Source organism: Vibrio sp. St2 (assembly GCF_947311885.1).
GTDB lineage: Bacteria > Pseudomonadota > Gammaproteobacteria > Enterobacterales > Vibrionaceae > Vibrio > Vibrio coralliilyticus.
Window position 1 is genome coordinate 973,112 of sequence record NZ_CAMZNA010000001.1, and the last position, 15,766, is coordinate 988,877.

The 15,766-nt window shown below is 44.5% G+C and carries 13 protein-coding genes; 8 read left to right on the forward strand and 5 right to left on the reverse strand.

The features are described 5' to 3' along the window. Nucleotides 1-100 precede the first annotated feature (100 nt). Nucleotides 101-2,377: a formate C-acetyltransferase gene (gene pflB, locus QMA41_RS04675; protein ID WP_006959046.1), complete on the forward strand. Its 2,277-nt coding sequence runs from the start codon at nucleotides 101-103 to the stop codon at nucleotides 2,375-2,377. A 170-nt stretch (nucleotides 2,378-2,547) separates the two neighbouring features. Continuing rightward, nucleotides 2,548-3,549: a lipid A deacylase LpxR family protein gene (locus QMA41_RS04680; RefSeq protein ID WP_281628998.1), complete on the forward strand. Its 1,002-nt coding sequence runs from the start codon at nucleotides 2,548-2,550 to the stop codon at nucleotides 3,547-3,549. On the opposite strand, the gene QMA41_RS04685 is transcribed toward QMA41_RS04680, so the two are convergent. Beyond that, nucleotides 3,546-5,426, reverse strand: coding sequence for a methyl-accepting chemotaxis protein (locus tag QMA41_RS04685; protein ID WP_006959048.1), 1,881 nt, complete (start codon nucleotides 5,424-5,426; stop codon nucleotides 3,546-3,548). The genes QMA41_RS04680 and QMA41_RS04685 overlap by 4 nt on opposite strands. A 226-nt stretch (nucleotides 5,427-5,652) precedes the next feature. Between QMA41_RS04685 and pflA the strand changes: the two genes are divergently transcribed. The 3 genes from pflA to QMA41_RS04700 all read left to right on the forward strand — a co-directional run bounded on the left by pflA (nucleotide 5,653) and on the right by QMA41_RS04700 (nucleotide 7,754). Next, nucleotides 5,653-6,393: a pyruvate formate lyase 1-activating protein gene (gene pflA, locus QMA41_RS04690; RefSeq protein WP_029236135.1), complete on the forward strand. Its 741-nt coding sequence runs from the start codon at nucleotides 5,653-5,655 to the stop codon at nucleotides 6,391-6,393. 114 nt (nucleotides 6,394-6,507) lie between these two features. Beyond that, a complete protein-coding gene (locus QMA41_RS04695; protein WP_281629164.1) occupies nucleotides 6,508-7,128 on the forward strand; it encodes an energy-coupling factor ABC transporter permease in 621 nt (206 codons plus the stop codon). 125 nt (nucleotides 7,129-7,253) lie between these two features. After that, complete coding sequence (locus QMA41_RS04700; RefSeq protein WP_019276053.1) at nucleotides 7,254-7,754, forward strand: YfbU family protein; 501 nt, start codon at nucleotides 7,254-7,256, stop codon at nucleotides 7,752-7,754. A 65-nt stretch (nucleotides 7,755-7,819) separates the two neighbouring features. Here the strand turns inward: QMA41_RS04700 and QMA41_RS04705 are convergent, their stop codons facing one another. Then, nucleotides 7,820-8,587 (reverse strand): MipA/OmpV family protein, encoded by a 768-nt coding sequence (locus QMA41_RS04705; protein WP_281628999.1) that lies wholly within the window; start codon nucleotides 8,585-8,587, stop codon nucleotides 7,820-7,822. 338 nt (nucleotides 8,588-8,925) lie between these two features. On the opposite strand from QMA41_RS04705, the gene QMA41_RS04710 reads away from it, so the two are divergent. From QMA41_RS04710 to QMA41_RS04720, 3 genes are all read left to right on the forward strand, one after another. After that, the gene (locus tag QMA41_RS04710) at nucleotides 8,926-10,860 is read left to right on the forward strand and encodes a PrkA family serine protein kinase (RefSeq protein ID WP_281629000.1); all 1,935 of its coding nucleotides are present in this window, start codon (nucleotides 8,926-8,928) and stop codon (nucleotides 10,858-10,860) included. A gap of 135 nt (nucleotides 10,861-10,995) precedes the next feature. Beyond that, entirely contained in the window at nucleotides 10,996-12,267 is a 1,272-nt protein-coding gene (locus QMA41_RS04715) for a YeaH/YhbH family protein (protein ID WP_006959054.1), read from the forward strand. Nucleotides 12,268-12,277: 10 nt separating this feature from the next. Next, entirely contained in the window at nucleotides 12,278-13,816 is a 1,539-nt protein-coding gene (locus QMA41_RS04720) for a SpoVR family protein (protein WP_006959055.1), read from the forward strand. Between the two features lie 30 nt (nucleotides 13,817-13,846). Here the strand turns inward: QMA41_RS04720 and kdsB are convergent, their stop codons facing one another. Genes kdsB through lpxK form a run of 3 tightly spaced genes read right to left on the reverse strand, consistent with a single transcriptional unit; the run spans nucleotide 13,847 to nucleotide 15,766 of the window. Beyond that, on the reverse strand, nucleotides 13,847-14,599 hold the full coding sequence (gene kdsB, locus QMA41_RS04725; RefSeq protein ID WP_281629001.1) for a 3-deoxy-manno-octulosonate cytidylyltransferase: 753 nt from the start codon (nucleotides 14,597-14,599) through the stop codon (nucleotides 13,847-13,849). After that, entirely contained in the window at nucleotides 14,599-14,778 is a 180-nt protein-coding gene (locus QMA41_RS04730; protein WP_006075338.1) for a Trm112 family protein, read from the reverse strand. The genes kdsB and QMA41_RS04730 overlap by 1 nt, the downstream gene beginning before the upstream one ends. Beyond that, nucleotides 14,759-15,766: a tetraacyldisaccharide 4'-kinase gene (gene lpxK, locus QMA41_RS04735; protein ID WP_281629002.1), complete on the reverse strand. Its 1,008-nt coding sequence runs from the start codon at nucleotides 15,764-15,766 to the stop codon at nucleotides 14,759-14,761. The genes QMA41_RS04730 and lpxK overlap by 20 nt, the downstream gene beginning before the upstream one ends.

Genomic DNA, 15,766 nt, shown 5'->3' on the forward strand with positions numbered 1-15,766 from the left:
ATTGTTATTCATAAAGAGTGTACCGCTCCTGTAAAGGAAAGCTAACTAGCTCAATGGCTAGAAAGGTACGTGTTTTTTCTACTAAAAAGGTAGGTATGTCATGGCAGAGCAATTTGCTAAAGCTTGGGAAGGTTTTGCTGAAGGTGACTGGCAAAACGAAGTAAACGTTCGTGATTTCATTCAAAAGAACTATGCACCTTATGAAGGCGACGAATCTTTCCTTGTTTCTGAAGGTACTGAAGCAACAAATAAGCTTTGGGAAAAGGTAATGGAAGGTATTAAACAGGAAAACGCGACTCACGCACCTGTTGATTTTGATACTTCAGTTATCTCTACCATCACTGCTCACGATGCAGGCTACATCAACAAAGATCTGGAAACGATCGTTGGTCTTCAAACTGACGCCCCACTAAAACGCGCTATCATCCCTAACGGTGGTATTCGTATGGTGGAAGGTTCTTGTAAGGTTTACGGTCGTGAGCTTGATCCTAAGATCAAAGAAATCTACACAGATTACCGTAAAACACACAACGCGGGTGTTTTCGATATCTACACCCCAGACATCCTAAAATGTCGTAAATCTGGTGTTCTGACAGGTCTTCCAGATGCATACGGTCGTGGTCGTATCATTGGTGACTACCGTCGTGTAGCTCTATACGGTATCGACTTCCTAATTAAAGACAAGCTAGCTCAATTCGCTTCTCTACAAGAGAAATTTGAGAATGGCGAAGATCTTCAAATGACTATGCAGCTTCGCGAAGAAATCGCTGAGCAGCACCGTGCACTTGGCCAAATGAAAGTGATGGCTGAGAAATACGGTTGTGACATTTCTCGTCCTGCTGAAACTGCTCAAGAAGCTATCCAGTGGACTTACTTCGGTTACCTAGCGGCTGTTAAGTCTCAAAACGGCGCGGCTATGTCTCTAGGTCGTACTTCTACGTTCCTAGATATCTTCATCGAGCGTGATATCGCTGCAGGTAAGATCACTGAAGAACAAGCTCAGGAAATGATCGACCACTTCGTAATGAAACTACGTATGGTTCGTTTCCTACGTACTCCTGAGTACGATGACCTATTCTCTGGCGACCCAATTTGGGCAACAGAATCTATGGGTGGTATGGGTCTTGACGGTCGTACGCTAGTTACTCGTACTAACTTCCGTTTCCTAAACTCTCTATACACTATGGGTCCTTCTCCAGAGCCGAACATCACTGTTCTATGGTCTGAGCAGCTACCTGAAGGCTTCAAGAAGTTCTGTGCGAAAGTATCTATCGATACTTCTTCAATCCAGTACGAAAATGACGATCTAATGCGCCCAGACATGGAGTCAGACGACTACGCAATCGCTTGTTGTGTATCTCCAATGGTTGTTGGTAAGCAAATGCAGTTCTTCGGTGCTCGTGCTAACCTTGCGAAAACTATGCTTTATGCAATCAACGGTGGTGTTGATGAGAAGCTGAAGATGCAAGTTGGCCCAGAAATGCCTAAGATCACTTCAGAAGTACTAGACTTCGACGAAGTGTGGAACAACCTTGACCACTTCATGGATTGGCTAGCGAAGCAGTATGTGGCTGCCCTAAACAGCATCCACTTCATGCACGACAAGTACTCTTACGAGTCTGCGCTTATGGCTCTACATGATCGTGACGTTTACCGTACTATGGCTTGTGGCATTGCCGGTCTATCTATCGCAGCTGACTCACTATCTGCAATTAAGCATGCGAAAGTGAAACCAATCCGTGACGAAGATGGTGTTGCAGTCGACTTCGAAATCGAGGGCGATTACCCTAAATTTGGTAACAACGATGCTCGCGTAGATGACATCGCTTGTGAACTGGTAGAAGTGTTCATGAACAAGATCCGTAAGCTTAAGACTTACCGCGATGCTGTTCCTACTCAGTCTATCCTTACTATTACATCTAACGTTGTATACGGTAAGAAAACAGGTAACACGCCAGACGGTCGTCGCGCAGGTGCTCCGTTTGCTCCAGGTGCAAACCCAATGCACGGCCGTGATGAAAAAGGTGCGGTAGCCTCTCTGACGTCTGTTGGTAAACTGCCGTTTGCTCACGCGAAAGATGGTATTTCTTACACCTTCTCTATCGTGCCAAACGCACTGGGTAAAGAAGAGACTTCACAGCGTGCTAACCTTGCTGGTCTGATGGACGGTTACTTCCACCACGAAGCAGGTATCGAAGGTGGTCAGCACCTAAACGTGAACGTACTTAACCGCGATACTCTAGAAGACGCTGTTAAGCACCCTGAAAAATACCCACAGCTAACTATTCGTGTTTCTGGTTACGCTGTACGCTTTAACTCTCTGACTGCAGAACAGCAGCAAGATGTTATCGCACGTACTTTCACCGAATCACTATAAGTTTGGTTGATTGACTTTAAAGCCCCGCTTAATTAAGCGGGGCTTTTTTATTGCGAAGCAAATCAAAAGTTAGACTCAAGCCACATTTATATTTCAATTTTCTTTCTTTCCTCTCTGATGAATACGATATGGAGTAATATCTAGACTCCATTCAGAAATGATGTATTGAAATGAACCTATTACGCACTCTTCCTTTGATACTGTTAGCCTCAAGTGCTGTAGCTTCCGAGCGTTCAACCGTATCGTTTTCAATTGATAATGATGGCGTATTTGGTGTCGATCAGGATTATACCAACGGACTGTTTCTCACCTATACCTCGGGCGCTGTTACACCCAATTGGTTGACTAACCCCATGAGCTTATCATTCTGGGGCGGCGCCTCTCTGGACAAGTACGAATTTACACTTGGCCACAAAATGTATACACCTTCAGATATTGAATCGACAACCCCGATGATAAATGACCGCCCATACGCCGGTTACCTCCATGCTGAATTTAACTACATCAGCCTTCATCCTCAGCAAGCGCAGCGTTTCAACCTTACACTGGGTACAACAGGTGAAAGTTCACTCGCGGATCAAGCACAAGATATCGTTCACGGAATTACAGGATCTGATGAACCTCGTGGTTGGGCATATCAGGTCGATGACGAGTTTGTTGGTAGCCTTGGTTATCTTAGCCACTTCAATCTTTGGCGTGAACGCGCCATCGCAAATACAGACTGGGAGATTTCAAACGTTTCCGAAGTGAACGCTGGTAATTTCCGCAGTGATGTATCAACAGGCTTCATGTTCCGTTGGGGAATGGACTTAGCGGGAAGCATGGGAGCGGCAAACATTGATAATGAAAACCCATTCCGCGCAGGTATGCTAGGGGCTTCACAAGGTGGTTGGTTTATATTTGGTGGTATTGAAGCTCGCTACCGCTTTAACGACATCACAATTGAAGGCGACCGCTCGGGTGTGGTCGACTACGCCAATCGCAACGGTGAAAACCCAAGTATCTATGATGTAACACTAGAAGAAAAACAAGCCAGCGCGGTGGCTGGCTTTGCTTGGTATAACGAGCATTTTGGTGCAACCGTTACGGCTACAGCGAAAACTCCTGACTACAAAGAAGCAAAAGATTCAATGTACGGCACAGGTGGCCTCGCATTGTATGCTTTCTTCTAAATCGTAAACCTCTGGCAGTCGCTATTAAGGCTGCCAGCTCTCTGCTCCACTACCTGACTGACAGAGCGCAGTTGTTCATTGTTTTCTTCCAGCTCTTTCATCGCACTTGAAATTTGAGTCATGCTGTCTGCCATTGATTGACTGGTCGTTGCTAATTCTTTAATGGACGCAAAGATGACGTCTGTCTGGTGCGAAGCTTCATCGGCTTTTTCTGTAATGGTGCGCAGTGCTTGCATCGCCTCGTGGCCTTTTTCCTGCCCTGTTCGCATCGACGTTTCAGATTGACCAATATACTGGATAACTTCAGCACTTTCTTTTTTCATCGTGTCTATGGTTTCAGAAATTTCGGCGACCGCATCAACGGTTCTTACCGCCAAACTACGAACTTCATCTGCCACGACAGCAAACCCACGCCCCTGCTCACCTGCTCGCGCCGCTTCTATTGCGGCATTCAAAGCCAGAAGGTTGGTTTGCTCTGCAATGCCGTTGATAATGTCCATGACCGAATCGACTTTGGAAGACGCTTCTTCCAACTGCTGAATATGTCCAGCTGCAGATGTCAGTATCGATCCAACCTCTTCAAGCGAGCCAATCGCGGCTCCAATGATTTGTGCCCCTTTCTCCGCCGAGTCAGTAGAAGAACGACTGATTTCTGATACAAATTCCAGTGAATTAGACACCTCTTGTGTCGTCACACTGACTTCTTCTGTAGCAGATGCCAATAATTGAGTCTGCCCCAGTACTTCAGACTGGTGATGAGCCAGCATATCTAGGCCTTGGTTAAGTTCAACTGCATTGCCAGACAACGCCTGCCCGCTGGATTGCACACCAGAGACCAGCTCACCCAAGTTTTCACAGCTTTCATTTATACTGATTGCCAGTTGGTTAAACTCATCATTGGGGTTCTTAGTCAAAGCCATCCGTTTCGACAAATCACCTGCCGAGACATTGTGCAAAATCTCACGAGTCTTGGTCAGAGATCGAGATAAGGAAGTGCTCTGCATGATGAAAATAGCTATGGTGAAAACGGCAAGAATGATGCAAGCGACTAAGATGGACCATAATGTTTGCTCAGAGGACTTTTCTGCAGACAGCTGGTACTGTGAACTGATACCGCCTAATTCACTTGTGACGGCTGCAATCAATTGAGTCAATTGCATCTTGGTTGAAATTAGCTGCTGCTCGACACTGCCTAATTGTTTGGAAAGCTCACTCACTCGGACGAATGTCGCTTTGTATTGCTCTATCTCTTTCTCATACAAATCCAACATGGCGTAAACATTTGACATGCTTTCAAATGCACCCATGGCACGATTGAACAGCTTTAGGTTTTCTTCGTTCGGTTGTAGTAAGTAGTTTTGTTGTGACTTAACCATCGCTTGGAAATCTGAGTTGAGCGTTACCATCCCAGTTTCAGCAATTTTCTGCTCGATAATATTGGCAAGCTTTTTCAATTCCCCTAGCTTGCCTTCATCGATATTAAAACCAAGTTCTTGCTTGAGCTCTAACCAAGGATTAGCTGCAGCTTGGAAGTCTCCTATACTTTGTTCCAGTTCGTTGGCATAGCTCTTTAGGTTCAGTACATTGAGGAAAGCGACATCATTGTTAACGGCTTCAACAATATCGCTAATATCTTGTTTTGCTTTCGCAACCTGAGCGCCCTCTAGATTATCCAGCTCACTACTTAAGGTAAGAATTTTACTTTGGGTTTGATAGATTGAAATGGAGCCAGAAGAAATATCACCACTGGAATGATACTGCTCACTCATTTGAGTAAGCCTAGAGGAGGTAAACACTGCGAGTATGACAAACCCTATTGTCAGTACAATTAAAAACAGTGTGACTTTCTGTTTTTGCGATAGCGCAAGCATATCCATAAGAAATCCTTAAACATCAATCGGATGCAACTAAAACTTGCCTAGCCTGTTTGTTTATTAATTATTATAAAAACCACATTTGGCAACATTTTTATAACATACATTTTAGTCTATGTGCGCTTTTTTTATTAGTCAGTAAAATCTTGATGATAAAAACCTGAAATGCTATTTAAACCCTACTTTTTGTAATAAAATAACGAACAAATCACTAATTAGAGATGAGCACATGTCAGCAACCGGTCGTATCCATTCTTTCGAGTCCTGTGGAACAGTTGATGGCCCAGGAATTCGTTTTATTGTCTTTATGCAGGGATGTTTAATGCGATGCATGTATTGCCACAATCGCGATACATGGGACACTCATGGTGGTAAGGAAGTCACGGTTGAAGAGATCATTAATGAAGCGAAGAGCTATCGTCACTTTATGAATGCATCTGGTGGTGGTGTTACTTGCTCAGGTGGTGAAGCGATGTTACAGCCTGAATTTGTCCGCGACTTTTTCCGCTCAGCCAAAGCAGAAGGAATCCACACCTGCCTCGATACTAATGGCTATATTCGTAAGCATACTGAAGTCATAGATGAAGTACTTGAAGCCACAGATCTAGTCATGCTGGATCTAAAGCACATGAAAGACGAAGTACACCATGACTTTATTGGTGTTTCTAATCGACGTACCTTAGACTTTGCCCGCTACTTGCACCGTATTGGCCAAAAAACATGGATTCGCTACGTCGTAGTACCTGGTTATACCGATGATGAAGAAGCCGCACATATGCTTGGCGAGTTCATCAAAGACATGGACAACATTGAAAAGCTCGAACTTTTGCCATACCACAAGTTAGGAGCCCACAAATGGGAAGCACTAGGGTTGGATTATCCACTAGAAGGCGTTAACCCGCCGTCGAAAGAAACCATGGACAATATCGTTTCAATCCTTGAGCAGTATCACTCAAACGTAAAATATTGATACCATCTACTAAACATTTCATAAAAAATACCAACCAGATCGCGGTTGGTATTTTTTTAAGAGGTCATTTTGCTACTTCCCGAACTCTTTGCATTGTTTTTCATACTGCTCTCAGTGAATTTTATCTGGAAGGATGTATTTCGCGTATTGCTTCCGAAACTCTCGGCTGAAAGAGGATTTCAGCACCTGACATTTGCCGTAATCTTTTCACTGTTCGCTTTGTGGTCAGCACAAGCAGGGGTGAAGGAAGGTTTATCAATCCATTTTCTGGCACTGACGTCTTTAACGTTAATGTATGGTTGGCGAAGCGCTTACGCCATCTCAATCGTCGTTGCGCTGCTGCTGGCCGTCTTTGGACAATTAGCATTTAGCGAGTTACCTGAATACATCTTATTTTCTTGCTTACTCCCAATATCAATCAGCTACTTAGTCTTTCTGGTAAGTTATCAATACTTACCGAGAAACATCTTTGTGTTCATCTTCGTTGCTGGATTTTTCAATGGAGCCTTCACAGGTAGTGCTCACCTTATTATCAACTCTGTCTATCATGTCGTTCAAGGCACTCACGACTGGGAAACCATATTCGACAATTATATGGTTTTTGTTCCTCTTCTAGCGTTCCCAGAAGGTCTGCTCAATGGAATGACGATGGCAATGTTTGCGGTATTCAAACCGGAGTGGTTACGTGTTTTCTCCGACCGCGATTACATCTATAACCACTACCACAAGAAGTAGCCATTTAAACTGAAATTTCTTTACATTTTTCATAATAAACATGTGTTGAGATCATGTTTCAGTGCGTAATGAAAAGATAACCTAAGCACATTAAAGATGTATTAGATTATTTTAGTGAGGCCACCATGGAAATGACCAACGCACAGCGCTTGATCCTATCTAACCAGTACTACTTGATGTCTCAAATGGACCCAGAAAACGCGGAAAAATACAGTCGTTTACAAACCATCGTTGAGCGTGGTTACGGGCTTCAGATGCGTGAACTGGACAAAGAATTTGGCTGTCTGAAAGAGGCAGAATGTCGCGAAATCATTGATATCATGGAGATGTTCCACGCAATGCAAGAATCTACAAAGATGTTATCCGAAGTGGAGCAAGCCGACGTAGATCAACGCCGCCTAATGTTCTTAGGTTTTGACATTGCAACAGAAGCCCAGCATGTAAATTACGTACGATTTCTTGTCGATTCTGAAGGTCTATATTCACAATTTGATAAAGGCGACCACCATTTTAACGCCCAGATGCCGATGCTGGAGAAGTACCGCCGCATGCTAACCACTTGGCGTAACTGCCCTCGTCAATACCATCTGTGCAACAACGAGTTAAAACAGATATTCAATGCTTAATCAGATCGCATACAAAAAAAGGGTTGCTCTTGAGCAACCCTTTTTATTATTCGCATATTAACTCACTAAAATACGTAAGCGATGCCAATGTTGGCTGATGTTGTCACTCCACTTTCAATAAGCGGACTGCTCTCAATCGACCCTTCTAAGTTGGTATAACGAACCCCACCTGTTACTCGTACACTCGGCGTAATATGCAAATAGGCAGAAGCACTAATAAAATACTGACCATCCCAATCTGCTTCAAATGCTCTAAAAGTTGGGTCGTATGCCTGTGCTCTTGCCGCTTCTGCTGCGCTTACACCGTATAAATGGTCATTGATCTTGTCACTGTTATACGCATATCCGATCGACGGAGTAATTCCCCACCCTTTTTGGCGAAACGGCAACCGCCAAGCAGCTTCAGCGTATAATCCATTATGAGTACCACCTAAATCCGTGCCAGCGGTAGCCTCCAGTACACCTGCCAAAGTGATTAACTGGTAACTAATTCCACCTAAAACAGTCGCTTTACGTTCATCCATTTGTTGGATAGCGCGATTATCAGAATCACTCGGTTTTAACGTTCGTGGATCGTATGCTGCGCGAAAGATGATGTTTTGAGGCGAACCAGCAGGAAAAAGACGATAACCAGCACTAAAGCCACGTAAGAATAAATGCTCACCTTCATAACCCACTAGAGGGATCACGGTTTCATTAGACGGCGTGTCTTTGTACACCGCAGGGGAATAAGAAGCCGCAACACCTAAAGACCATTGAGAAATTTTTGCATGGGCAAGCGGAGCGATCGTAAGAGCAGTGACCGTCGCTAGTTTAAGCCAGGAAGTTTTCAATTTAATACCTAATTTATGGTGGGATGGGACATCTGGGTGGCATTATATAAAACAGCATACAGCAAAACAACACCCTCTTGAGTGATTAATCACCTGTTTTGATGAGCAAAAACTATACCAATAAGAAAATACATTCACACCAAGGATATCAACTTATTTGCATTTAACAGGGCTCAAATTCCACTTATCGTCAACAAGTGGTCAAACATCACAATTTGCAAATAAACACATATTTTTTAAGCAAAATTCTAAAAACCAACTAGTCTTTAATAGGAAAGGATTTGTTTTTTCTATGCGGGTTGATTGTCTATAAAGACAGGTTCAGAGGGGAATTCATTATGAGTATTTTCGACCATTACCAAGCGCGCTACGAAGCTGCCAAGGATGAAGAATTATCTTTACAGGATTTCTTGACGCTATGTAAAGATGATAAAAGTGCTTACGCTAATGCCGCAGAGCGTCTACTGATGGCTATCGGCGAACCAGAGCTAATCGATACTGCGCAAGATCCATGTTTAAGCCGAATTTTTTCAAATCGGGTCATTTCCCGATATGAGACCTTCAAAGACTTCTATGGCATGGAAGAAGCGATTGAACAAATCGTTTCTTACCTAAAACATGCCGCACAAGGCTTAGAAGAGCGTAAACAGATTCTTTATTTGCTCGGCCCTGTAGGTGGCGGTAAATCCTCCCTTGCAGAGAAGCTCAAAGCGCTGATGCAACAAGTGCCTATTTATGTCCTTTCAGCAGACGGCGAACGAAGCCCAGTAAACGACCATCCGTTTTGCTTATTCGACGTCGGTGAAGATGGCGAACTGCTTAAACGTGAGTATGGCATCGAAAAACGTTATTTACGTTCAATTATGTCGCCATGGGCGGCAAAACGTCTCCATGAGTTTGGCGGTGATATCACCAAGTTTAAAGTTGTGAAAGTGCGTCCTTCTATTTTGGATCAGGTCGCAGTTGCGAAAACAGAGCCGGGTGACGAAAACAACCAAGATATTTCATCACTAGTCGGTAAAGTCGATATTCGTCAGCTTGAGCATTATTCCCAGGATGACCCAGATGCATACAGCTACTCAGGTGCTCTGTGTCGTGCCAACCAAGGCTTGATGGAATTCGTAGAGATGTTTAAAGCACCGATCAAAGTGCTTCACCCTCTACTAACTGCAACTCAGGAAGGTAACTACAACGGTACCGAAGGCCTATCAGCTCTGCCTTTCGACGGCATGATACTGGCGCACTCGAATGAGTCAGAGTGGCAAACTTTCCGCAATAACAAGAACAACGAAGCATTCCTTGACCGTGTTTACATCGTCAAAGTGCCTTACTGTCTGCGTGTTGCGGAAGAAGTGAAGATCTACCAGAAACTGTTGGATCACTCTGAACTGGCAAAAGCTCCGTGCTCTCCTAGTACGCTAGAGTTGTTGTCGCAGTTCAGTATTCTTTCTCGACTAAAAGAGCCTGAAAACTCATCTATCTTCTCCAAGATGCGTGTTTACGATGGTGAAACCCTGAAAGATACTGACCCTAAAGCGAAGAGTTACCAAGAGTATCGAGATTTCGCTGGTGTCGATGAAGGTATGTCAGGCCTATCAACACGTTTCGCGTTTAAGATCCTGTCTCGAGTCTTCAACTTCGATCAAACCGAAGTCGCAGCGAACCCAGTTCATCTGTTCTACGTTATTGAGCAGCAAATCGAACGTGAGCAGTTCCCTCAGGAAACCGCTGAGAAATATCTGGAATTCTTGAAAGGCTATCTGGTTCCGCGCTACGTAGAGTTCATTGGTAAAGAGATTCAAACCGCTTACCTCGAGTCTTACTCTGAATACGGACAAAACATCTTTGACCGTTACGTCACTTATGCTGATTTCTGGATTCAGGATCAAGAGTATCGTGACCCAGAGACAGGCCAGCTATTCGACCGTTCTGCGTTAAATAACGAACTTGAGAAAATCGAAAAAACAGCAGGCATTAGTAACCCTAAAGATTTCCGTAATGAGATTGTGAACTTTGTTCTTCGTGCTCGTGCTAACAACAACGGACAAAACCCAGTTTGGACTAGCTATGAGAAGCTTCGCACTGTGATTGAGAAGAAAATGTTCTCAAATACGGAAGAACTATTACCCGTTATCTCCTTCAATGCGAAAACATCTTCTGAAGACCAGAAGAAACACGACGACTTTGTCGCTCGTATGATGGAGAAAGGCTATACCGAGAAACAAGTCCGCTTGCTATCGGAATGGTATTTACGCGTGCGTAAATCATCTTAATAGCTGAGACAACCTTCCTCTGAACGAGAGAGGAAAGCCAATGGAGTACCTGCCAGAGTGAACCTCTGGCAGGAGATTGGATGCGAACAAGATGCATGCTCTTGATAAGTGCATGTACCAAAAGAGGGGTGACTCATGGCGCAATTTATTGACCGACGACTGAACGGAAAAAATAAGAGCGCGGTAAACCGCCAGCGTTTCTTACGTCGTCATAAAGAACAAATCAAAGAATCTGTCGCAGACGCAGTCAATCGCCGTTCAATCACGAATACCGAAACAGGCGAGGATGTCGCGATTCCTCACAAAGACATCAAAGAACCAATCTTTCACCAAGGCAAAGGTGGCGTAAAAGAACGTGTCCACCCTGGTAACGATCAGTTCATTACTGGCGATAAAATCGAGCGCCCTAAAGGTGGCGGTCAGGGCGGTGGCTCCGGTGAAGGCGATGCAAGCCCAGATGGCGAAGGTCAGGATGAATTCGTTTTCCAGATTTCAAAAGATGAGTATCTGGATATCCTGTTCGAAGATTTGGAGCTGCCAAATCTAGAGAAAAACCAAATCAACAAGATTACAGAGTGGAAGACTCACCGTGCGGGTTATCAAACCGCGGGTGTGCCCGCCAACATCGCGATTGTAAAATCCCTACAGCAATCTCTTGCGCGCCGAACGGCTATGACCGCGGGTAAAAAGCGCATGTTGAGAGAGTTGGAAGAAGAACTCGATCAAGTGAAAATGAGCGAACCAGCTCAACTACTGGAAGAAAAAAGACTCAAGAAGGAAATTAAAGATCTCAGACGAAAAATCGACACCGTCCCTTTCATTGATACCTTTGACTTAAGATTTAAAAACTACGAACGACGCCCAATTCCATCCAGCCAAGCTGTAATGTTTTGTCTGATGGATGTATCAGGCTCAATGGACCAAGCAACCAAAGATATCGCCAAGCGTTTCTACGTATTGCTCTACTTATTCTTGACCCGTACTTATGAAAACGTTGATGTCGTATTCATTCGCCACCACACTCAAGCAAAAGAAGTCGATGAGCATGAGTTTTTCTACTCTCAAGAAACGGGTGGCACAATAGTATCCAGCGCCCTAAAACTGATGAAGGAAATCGTTGAAGATCGTTATCCTGTCGGTGAGTGGAACATTTATGCGGCACAAGCATCTGACGGCGACAACTGGGCCGACGACTCTCCACGTTGTCGTGAGTTGCTTACCAAAAATCTATTACCAAATTGTCAGTACTACTCCTACATCGAAATCACACGACGCTCTCACCAGACCTTGTGGCATGAGTACGAGAAACTGGAAGGTGCCTTCGACAACTTTGCAATGAAGAATATTCGCAGCGTTGAAGACATATTCCCAGTATTCCGAGAGCTCTTCAGAAAAGAAACTGCTTAGGGAGGCCACTATGACAACAAAAACCAAAAAGCCAACCAAGAAAAAGACACTGCCAGATGGCCCAGATTGGACATTTGATCTTCTCGAACGCTATCACGTTGAGATAAAGCGTGTTGCAGAGCATTATCGATTAGATACTTATCCTAATCAGATCGAAGTCATTACTTCTGAGCAGATGATGGATGCCTATTCAAGCATTGGTATGCCAATCAATTACAATCACTGGTCATTTGGCAAAAAATTTATCCAAACCGAGCAGGGTTATAAGCATGGCCAAATGGGCCTAGCCTACGAGATCGTGATCAATTCCGATCCTTGTATCGCGTATCTGATGGAAGAAAATACGGTCACCATGCAAGCATTGGTAATGGCGCATGCCTGTTACGGCCACAATTCATTTTTTAAAGGCAATTACCTATTCCAAACTTGGACTGATGCCAGCTCTATCATCGACTATCTATTGTTTGCGAAAAAGTACATTGCGGATTGTGAGCAAAAGTACGGCGTGAAAGAAGTTGAAGAGCTTCTCGATTCCTGTCATGCCTTAATGAACTTCGGCGTAGACCGATATAAACGCCCAGAGAAAATCTCTATTGCGGAAGAAAAAATGCGTCAGGAGGAGCGCGAAGCGTATCTTCAATCCCAAGTGAACGATCTATGGAGAACCGTCCCTAAAGGTAAAGTCGAACAGGAAGAGTCCAAGATTCGCTTCCCTTCTGAACCTCAGGAAAACATCTTATACTTCATTGAAAAACACGCACCGCTGCTAGAATCATGGCAACGAGAGATCGTACGTATCGTTCGCAAAATCAGCCAATACTTCTACCCTCAGAAACAAACTCAGGTAATGAACGAGGGTTGGGCTACATTCTGGCATTACACCATTCTTAACCATATGTACGATGAAGGATTGGTGACAGAACGCTTCATTCTTGAGTTCCTACATAGTCACACGAGTGTTGTCGCGCAACCAGCGTACAACAGTCCTTATTTCAGCGGTATCAACCCTTATGCTCTCGGGTTCGCGATGTTCCGTGATATTCGTAGAATTTGTGAAGAGCCTACGGATGAGGACAAAGAGTGGTTCCCAGAGCTGGCGGGGACCGATTGGTTAGAAGCAGTTCATTTTGCAATGAAAAACTTTAAAGATGAAAGCTTCATCAGCCAGTATCTATCTCCTAAACTAATGCGCGACTTTAAGCTCTTCGCCATTACTGATGATGATAGAAAGAACTACATCGAAGTCACCGCGATTCACAATGATCTGGGTTACCGAGAAATCAGAGAGAAGCTGGCAGGCCAGTACAACCTCAGCAGTTTAGAACCGAATATTCAGGTCTTTAACGTTGATGTACGAGGTGATCGCTCACTGACACTTCAATATGTCCCACATGATCGTATTCCACTCGATGATAGCTACGACGAAGTATTAAAGCACATGTATCGGCTATGGGGGTTTGACGTCATACTAGAAGAAGTTAAAGAGTCAGGGCGACGCGAAATTCTGGGTACATGCCCAAAACGTAACGACTATGATGGAAAGATATAGCAACAAAAAAGGCCCTAACGGGCCTTTTCTTTATTGATTAGCAATAAGCTTCCTCACTACTTCTAAATCTTCTGGAGTATCAACGCCAGCAGGTGGCGCTTGCTTAGCCACTTCGACATGAATTTTCTCACCATACCACAATACTCGAAGCTGCTCTAAACTCTCAATCTTCTCTAGAGCAGTCGGTTCCCAATTGATATAGGTATTGATGAACCCCGCGCGATAAGCATAGATACCGATGTGACGCATCAGAGGTTGAGCAATCACCTTGCCACCATTGGCAAAATTATCTCGATCCCACGGGATAGTCGCACGACTAAAGTACATCGCATAACCATCCTTATCTGTCAGAACTTTCACGGCATTCGGGTTAAAGACTTCGTCTTCATGGGAAATTTCAACTGCTAACGTTGCCATAGGAGCTTGGCTGCTCGCTAGATTATTCGCAACTTGCGTGATAACTGCTGGCGGAATCAGTGGTTCATCGCCCTGTACATTCACGATCACATGATCATCCGGAATGTTCATGACTTTCACAACTTCAGCTAAACGCTCAGTTCCCGACTCATGTTCAGAGGATGTCATGCAAACCACACCACCGAATGCTTGTACCGCACTCTCCACTCGCGCATCGTCAGTCGCAACGACAACTTTCTCAGCACCAGCCTGCAGTGATTGCTCGTAGACCCACTGAATCATTGGTTTACCACCAATGTCAGCTAATGGCTTACCTGGTAAACGTGTTGATTCATAACGTGCAGGTATAACGACGGTAAATGACATTATCGTCCCTCTTCCATGCTCATTTGGCGCGCTTCAGGCTCCAGTAGGACCGGGATACCTTCTTTAATCGGGTAAGCAAGGCGGTCCAACTTGCAGATCAGCTCTTGTTTGTCTTTGTCGAACGTAAGCTTACCTTTGCATACAGGGCAAGCTACAATCTCAAGCAGTCGATGGTCCATACTTTTCTTTAACCTCTTTAATCTTACTTAAAATGCGCGTTTCATCTTGGGGACTAAAGCTAGCAGTCACTGGAAGATACCACCAGTTTTCTTCTGCGTAACTGGCACATTTTACTGCATCTTTTTCTGTCATGATCAGATGTTGTCCGCGGCTAGCCAAGGTTTGCAACTCTGATGGTTCAAAATCTTTATGATCGGAAAAGCCTTGAGTGACGACTGGGCTCGCACCGAGACTTTCTAATGTGTTAAAAAACCTCGGTGGATGACCAATACCCGCCATCGCCACCAGCTGTTCAAGCTGACTAACAGGGGCTTTCTCTCGGGTTTTTAGGTTCACGGCCAAACTCGGTGTCAGGGCCATGGCGGCTTCGTTCTCGTAAGCTAACCCACCGTTAGTGATGATGAAATCGACTTCGCTCAATCGTTCGGTAGTCTCACGTAAGGGCCCAAGTGGTATCAGTTGCTCACTGCCAAAGCGGCGATTACCGTCTACCACTACGATTTCAATGTCTCTTTGTAACGCATAGTGCTGCAAGCCGTCATCTGTAATGACAATATCAACACCAAGAGGCAATAAAGCTTTGACAGCATCACTTCGTACCGGAGATACCGCTACAGGAGCTGTCGTTCGTTTGAAAATTAACTTGGGCTCATCACCACAATGCTTGGTCGGTGTTTGTTCTTCAACAATGAGTGGGTAGCTCGGCGCTTTAGCGCCATATCCACGAGACACCACCCCAGGTTTGTAACCCATGGATTGTAATTGCTCCACCAGCCAAATGACGACAGGAGTCTTGCCGTTGCCACCAGCGGTAATGTTGCCAACCACAACAACAGGAACTGGTGCTTTGTAACTGGCTTTATTCCCAGACACAAATGCTTGGCGCCTTGAACGACTGATAGCTCCAAATACTAAACTGAGTGGCCATAACAATGGCCACAAAAAATAGCGTAGAGGATGGTTTTCAAACCAGATTTTTTCAATCAC

Excerpts from the sequence above, each read along its gene's own strand:
- pflB (WP_006959046.1), top strand. The coding sequence starts at position 101 with ATGGCAGAGCAATTTGCTAAAGCTTGGGAAGGTTTTGCTGAAGGTGAC.
- QMA41_RS04680 (WP_281628998.1), top strand. The coding sequence starts at position 2,548 with ATGAACCTATTACGCACTCTTCCTTTGATACTGTTAGCCTCAAGTGCT.
- QMA41_RS04685 (WP_006959048.1), bottom strand. The coding sequence starts at position 5,426 with ATGGATATGCTTGCGCTATCGCAAAAACAGAAAGTCACACTGTTTTTA.
- pflA (WP_029236135.1), top strand. The coding sequence starts at position 5,653 with ATGTCAGCAACCGGTCGTATCCATTCTTTCGAGTCCTGTGGAACAGTT.
- QMA41_RS04700 (WP_019276053.1), top strand. The coding sequence starts at position 7,254 with ATGGAAATGACCAACGCACAGCGCTTGATCCTATCTAACCAGTACTAC.
- QMA41_RS04710 (WP_281629000.1), top strand. The coding sequence starts at position 8,926 with ATGAGTATTTTCGACCATTACCAAGCGCGCTACGAAGCTGCCAAGGAT.
- QMA41_RS04715 (WP_006959054.1), top strand. The coding sequence starts at position 10,996 with ATGGCGCAATTTATTGACCGACGACTGAACGGAAAAAATAAGAGCGCG.
- QMA41_RS04720 (WP_006959055.1), top strand. The coding sequence starts at position 12,278 with ATGACAACAAAAACCAAAAAGCCAACCAAGAAAAAGACACTGCCAGAT.
- kdsB (WP_281629001.1), bottom strand. The coding sequence starts at position 14,599 with ATGTCATTTACCGTCGTTATACCTGCACGTTATGAATCAACACGTTTA.
- QMA41_RS04730 (WP_006075338.1), bottom strand. The coding sequence starts at position 14,778 with ATGGACCATCGACTGCTTGAGATTGTAGCTTGCCCTGTATGCAAAGGT.